This window comes from Nostoc sp. CHAB 5836, assembly GCF_020829445.1.
Lineage (GTDB): Bacteria > Cyanobacteriota > Cyanobacteriia > Cyanobacteriales > Nostocaceae > Nostoc.
The window spans coordinates 1-5,258 of sequence record NZ_JAIVFV010000281.1 but is presented as its reverse complement, the minus strand read 5'-3'; the positions used below and the strand labels follow the sequence as shown (position 1 = coordinate 5,258).

The following is a 5,258-nucleotide window of genomic DNA, read 5'->3' as shown; positions in this document are numbered from 1 at the left end:
AAGTTTCTAGTAAAAGTTTATAAACAGCAGCTAAAACTGGAATTAATCTTTCTATGCCGTCCCATACAATTGTTGCCAAATGTATAGATAATAAAGCTTGAGTACCGTCGGCTAACCTTGCTTCGGTACTAGAATATAAGGGAAGATTCATCGCACTAACTGCCTGTGATGGTAAAGTAAGATGGTCATTAAATCCAGTATCAATGACAAAATCCAAATTAAAATCTGGCTGCGAAGGTAAACGAAAAACCACTGGAACTATTGCCCTACCATCGATTACTTTTCCATAAATCATTCAGCAGTACGCTCCACTGCACCACCAAAACTTACAGCAACATCATAACCAATCCGTATAGTAAATAATCTAGCATTAGGGTTTTTCTGTTTGAACTTTAACGCTGTCTCTACACCAGTTGGATCTATCCCATATTCACCAGTTTCGGCATCAATCACAATCATCTTACCGATATTGTCACCAGACTCGACATTTTGACGAATACCGTTTTCATAAAACTGTTTAGCTCTTAGGGCTACTTCTTCTACACTCCAGAAAATTGATTGCATCACAATTACACCAAATGATTGCTTCTTCAACCATTGTAGTATTTACATGGGGACAGTATTATCAGCGTTACCTAATTTATTTGCTGATTCAGTACCCAATATGTCAAACTATAAGGAATTGACCCCAACACACAAAAAATAGTTGAAGGTTGACTGATGACTGTTCACCTTTAACCATTAACCGGAAACTAATAATTACAGGAGATAATCAAATATGAAGGTTAGAGGTATCAAGCGTGGTCAAAATATTGAAATTCTAGAAGAACTTAATAATATTCCCGATGGAACAGAAATAATCATAGATGTAGAATTTATTGCCAATCAAATTACAGAACCACAACCACCATTAACAGATTCAGAGAGACTAGCTAGACTAAATCAATTATTTGGGGTTTGGAAGAACCAACCGTAATTAACAGAAATCTTTACAGAAATTGACCAACAGCGCCATACTTATCAAGGCAGAACTATAGACTCTATTGATAATTAAAATTAGATAACTGGTTAGAAAGTTGAAAAACCTGCGTGAATATCCCTGGAAAATTAGCTACACTAGCAACACCCACAACACCATCACTGATTTCTACATTCCTGCTTTAGAGTGTGCCATTCAATATGACCGGAAAGCAGGTTTTTTTAGCAGTGCTATCCTGAGTAAAGTTGCACGGGGTTTAGGTGCAATGCTGCACAACAAAGGGCGAATGCGGTTAATCATGGGCTGTCAGTTTAGCCCCCAAGATTTACAAGCAATTCAACAGGGATACGAACTGCGAGACGCATTGCTATCTCGTCTAGATGCAGACTTAAAGCCACCAGAAAGTTTTGCCCAACTCAAACACTTAGAAATTCTCAGTTGGTTAATTCAAAACCAGTATCTCGATATTAAAATTGCTATTCCTCTCAAAGAAAATGGACTACCTGAAGATAGTACACAGCAACTAGATCCACAGCATATATTTCACGAAAAGGTTGGCATTTTTACTGATAGCAAGGGCGAGAAATTAGCATTTAACGGTTCCAATAACGAATCTATAGGTGGCTGGGAGAGGAATGTAGAATCCTTTCACGTTTATTGTTCTTGGGAAGGAGGTAGGGAACTAGATAGAGTTGAAGAAGAAGTAGCGAGATTTGAGCAACTTTGGTATGACGTATCGCCTAACGTGCGAGTCTTTGAAGTTCCAGAGGCGGTACAGAAAAAGCTGTTGCGTTACGCAAAATCTACTAAACCTGATTGGAATGCCCAAGCTGAATTTGACTCTAGACCTCTGACAAAAATAGAATCAACTGAACCAGAAGCACAACTAGAACCGGAACTAAAATCAGACCCTTCAGCTATTTCTACAGAAGTAAGGGAAGAAGAACGGTTGGCATTTACTCAACTTGCCAATATTCATGAACATCCCGGCTGCTTGGACTTTTGTTTAAAATCAATTCCCATTCACCCCTGGCCACACCAAATTAAAATACTGCGCCGCGTTGCTCAAAATTTTCCCCAAAGTTTTCTCATCGCTGATGAAGTTGGTTTAGGTAAGACAATTGAAACTGGTTTAATTCTGCGTTATCTGCTGTTGTCCAAAAAAGTGAAGCGGGTACTGATTTTAGCACCTGCTAGCGTTCAACCCCAATGGCAAGAAGAATTGCGGGAAAAATTCAATCTGCATTTTTGGAGTTACACATCTACAGAATTTAAAGACCCCTACAAGCGGACTATCCCCGCAGCAGCTAATCCCTGGAATACTCAAGATTTAATCCTGGCTTCTTCTCATTTGGTGCGAAGAACTGACAGAATGCACCAGCTACTATCAGCAGAACCTTGGGATTTAGTAATCTTAGACGAAGCACACCATGCACGCCGCAAAAGTCCCCAAGACCTCAAGGAAACGCCCAATCGCTTGTTACAGTTAATGGCACAGTTGAAGGAGAAGACTAAATCCCTGATTCTTCTCTCAGCAACTCCCATGCAAATTGATGCCATAGAAGTTTTCGACTTGTTAAACCTGCTGGGATTGCAGGGACATTGGAGTTATGGCGATAACTTCTGCTATTATTTCGCCTCGCTACAAGGTGCTGTCAAGCAGGAAGTAATTAATTTTTGGCAAGTAATGTCTAGTGACTACTTTGGGCGCGGCGGACAGTCTTGTTCTAGATTAGAGCAGTTTTTGACCAAGAGCGATCGCATTCTTGCTTACAAAATGCAGGATACTTGGCAACGGGGAAAGAAAATCTCCAATCACAAACAATTATTGGCAGATGAAGACTTTATCGACACCTCACGCCAATACTTGACAGTGAACACGCCCCTAAAAGACTTGATGTTCCGCCACACCCGCGACACTCTCCGACAATACTATCAAAGGGGACTGTTAGAGCGGGATATTCCTACTAGAGTTGTGCAGGATAACGCTATTACGCTGGAACCCCAACGGGAAGTACCGCTTTATGTAGCTGTCAGCAACTATGTACGTCACTTTTACCGACTGGCACAAATAGATCAGCGTTCTTGTTTGGGTTTTTTGATGACCCTTTACCGCAAGCGCCTAACCAGTTCATTTTATGCCATCAAGTCATCTCTGCAACGTCGTTTGGATTATTTGTTAACTCAACGGGGAAGCGTTTTAAGTGACGACGATTTAGTAGATGTGGATAATGAGGATGATGCAGTGATTGCTGGGCTGGAATCTTTCTTTGAACCAGTAGACCCCCAGGAAATTCAATATCTTGAAGAATTACTACACCAATTTGAAAACACTGGGGAAGATAGCAAGCTTTCTCGCTTTATTCAGATTTTACGCCAAGAATTAACTGACCGAGAAAGTGCGATCGTTTTCACTCAGTATACTGACACGATGGACTATCTACGGGATACATTGAAGGAGTTGTACGGTAGTCAAGTAGCTTGTTATTCAGGCCGTGGTGGGGAATTGTACCAAAATGGGGAGTGGTGTCTAGTTCCCAAGGAATAAATTAAACGCCGATTTCGCCAAGACGAAATCAAAATTCTCCTCTGTACTGAATCTGCTTCCGAGGGTTTGAATTTACAAAATTGCGGTGTGCTGATTAATTATGATATGCCTTGGAACCCGATGCGGGTCGAACAGCGTATTGGGAGAATTGACCGCATTGGACAAAGGTATCCGACTGTGCGAATTCATAATTTTTACTATGATGGCACTGTAGAAGCAAAGGTTTATCGAAAATTGCGCGATCGCATTAATGCTTTTGCCACTGTTGTTGGTAATCTTCAGCCGATTCTAGCCCAAGTCCCTACCTTTATTGAACGGGCTGTTATGAGTGCTGATCCAGAAGAAGAGGATGTTTTAATGTCTCAATTCGATTCTGTGTTAGACAGCCCACCGCCTCGTCTAGCTATTGAAGAAATGGTAGCAATGGATTTAGAAGCTGACTTAGTAGAAATTCAAAAACCAATCACCTTTACCCCTTTTACGCCAGAAACTATTGAGCAGTTATTCACCTCTTCAGCAATTTTAAAAGCCAGTGGTGTGCAGTTTGAGAGAAGGAGCGAACGTACTTGGCAACTGAATTATGAAAGGCAGAATTACATGGTTACTTTTTACCCTAGTGTTTTTGATGAAATGCCTTCCCTACGATTAATGAATTTTGGCGACCCCTTGTTTGAAAAAATGCTACAAACCATTAATTTTTGAGATTACAGTTTTAACATTTATATTACTGGCGTAGTGGGGTATGGGGTGGAAATTTAACGAAAATACGGGATTATATCATCCCATAAGTTAGTATTTTTATGATTTTAAATTCTTCTCAAAACGAACCGTTCAAAGCTTCATTCTCCCGTGGCATATTGACGTTTTGAGCATTAAAAATGATTTTAAAAGCAATATCTCTCGCTGACTGCTTCAACACTTGCAGATAAGCAACAGCATCATCACGTCGGCGGAATCTTTTCACAACAATATTTTCTTGATTTGGAATATCACGGACAATACACCACGGTTTTAATTGCTCAGAATAAGTCATATTCTACCCCTTAAAAATGCTGTAAAATAACCATGTTATGTGCTTTAAAATCGCCAATATTTACCTTAAACGAAGAGGTATACTCAAAGACAGGTCAAATTGATATTGACAATTAGAATTATTCGTGCGTTAGATTTATTGGACAGATATATAGCGTTTCGACTGGAATGAAACATTGTGTACTGAGTCTGAAAACCTTGCAGGGCAAAGTTTTTGTTTTAAAAACCTTTCAGTAATCAAACCGGATTGCTATATTTGTAGGCAATTTGAGTGAACAGAGGACAAATACTACGTCTTTACCAACTGGAGCGACAAGAGAGCCTAAAGCTAGCACTATCAACCGTACTGGAGTAAGAGAGAAGATTAATCCATGCACGTTTAGTAATGGTAGTCGGTCGATAACAGATCAATCACTCTCTGGTATTGATTTGCGATCGCTCTCAAATGCGATCGCGGAGATTGAGAGCGCTGGTAGCGGGGATTACAAAGCCATTGGCATACATACCTGTGCAGATGGGGGTTTAAATTGTGGTCGCGCTCTCGGTCGCTACCAGTTCATGAGTTATAACCCTTTTGGACTTTGGACAAAAAAGAAGTGTTCGCGTATGTATTACGCGAATAAATGATTAATCTTGTTTATAGTTACCAGCAAAAAAAAAGCATAGCCACCAGAACCCCAAGGTATAGTAATATAAACT

Annotated in this window: 6 protein-coding genes and 1 pseudogene; 4 read left to right on the top strand and 3 right to left on the bottom strand. The window is 40.2% G+C overall.

Translation table 11 applies throughout. The features are described from left to right. Positions 1–295 (bottom strand): clan AA aspartic protease (locus LC605_RS30780; RefSeq protein ID WP_229551205.1); only part of this gene is annotated, 295 nt, incomplete at its 3' end. Continuing rightward, positions 292–564, bottom strand: a complete 273-nt coding sequence (locus LC605_RS30775) for a hypothetical protein (RefSeq protein WP_229551204.1) — start codon at positions 562–564, stop codon at positions 292–294. The genes LC605_RS30780 and LC605_RS30775, both read right to left, overlap by 4 nt. Before the next feature lie 214 nt (positions 565–778). On the opposite strand from LC605_RS30775, the pseudogene LC605_RS30770 reads away from it, so the two are divergent. From LC605_RS30770 to LC605_RS30760, 3 genes and pseudogenes are all read left to right on the top strand, one after another. Next, positions 779–1,054, top strand: a pseudogene (locus LC605_RS30770) (hypothetical protein). Between the two features lie 22 nt (positions 1,055–1,076). Then, positions 1,077–3,527, top strand: coding sequence for an SNF2-related protein (locus LC605_RS30765; protein WP_229551203.1), 2,451 nt, complete (start codon positions 1,077–1,079; stop codon positions 3,525–3,527). After that, positions 3,528–4,229: a helicase-related protein gene (locus LC605_RS30760; RefSeq protein ID WP_309143286.1), complete on the top strand. Its 702-nt coding sequence runs from the start codon at positions 3,528–3,530 to the stop codon at positions 4,227–4,229. A 115-nt stretch (positions 4,230–4,344) separates the two neighbouring features. Here the strand turns inward: LC605_RS30760 and LC605_RS30755 are convergent, their stop codons facing one another. Continuing rightward, positions 4,345–4,560, bottom strand: coding sequence for a hypothetical protein (locus LC605_RS30755; RefSeq protein ID WP_229551201.1), 216 nt, complete (start codon positions 4,558–4,560; stop codon positions 4,345–4,347). Positions 4,561–4,826: 266 nt separating this feature from the next. On the opposite strand from LC605_RS30755, the gene LC605_RS30750 reads away from it, so the two are divergent. Then, positions 4,827–5,186 (top strand): hypothetical protein, encoded by a 360-nt coding sequence (locus LC605_RS30750; RefSeq protein ID WP_229551200.1) that lies wholly within the window; start codon positions 4,827–4,829, stop codon positions 5,184–5,186. Positions 5,187–5,258 lie beyond the last annotated feature (72 nt).

Excerpts from the sequence above, each read along its gene's own strand:
- LC605_RS30775 (WP_229551204.1), bottom strand. The coding sequence starts at position 564 with ATGCAATCAATTTTCTGGAGTGTAGAAGAAGTAGCCCTAAGAGCTAAA.
- LC605_RS30755 (WP_229551201.1), bottom strand. The coding sequence starts at position 4,560 with ATGACTTATTCTGAGCAATTAAAACCGTGGTGTATTGTCCGTGATATT.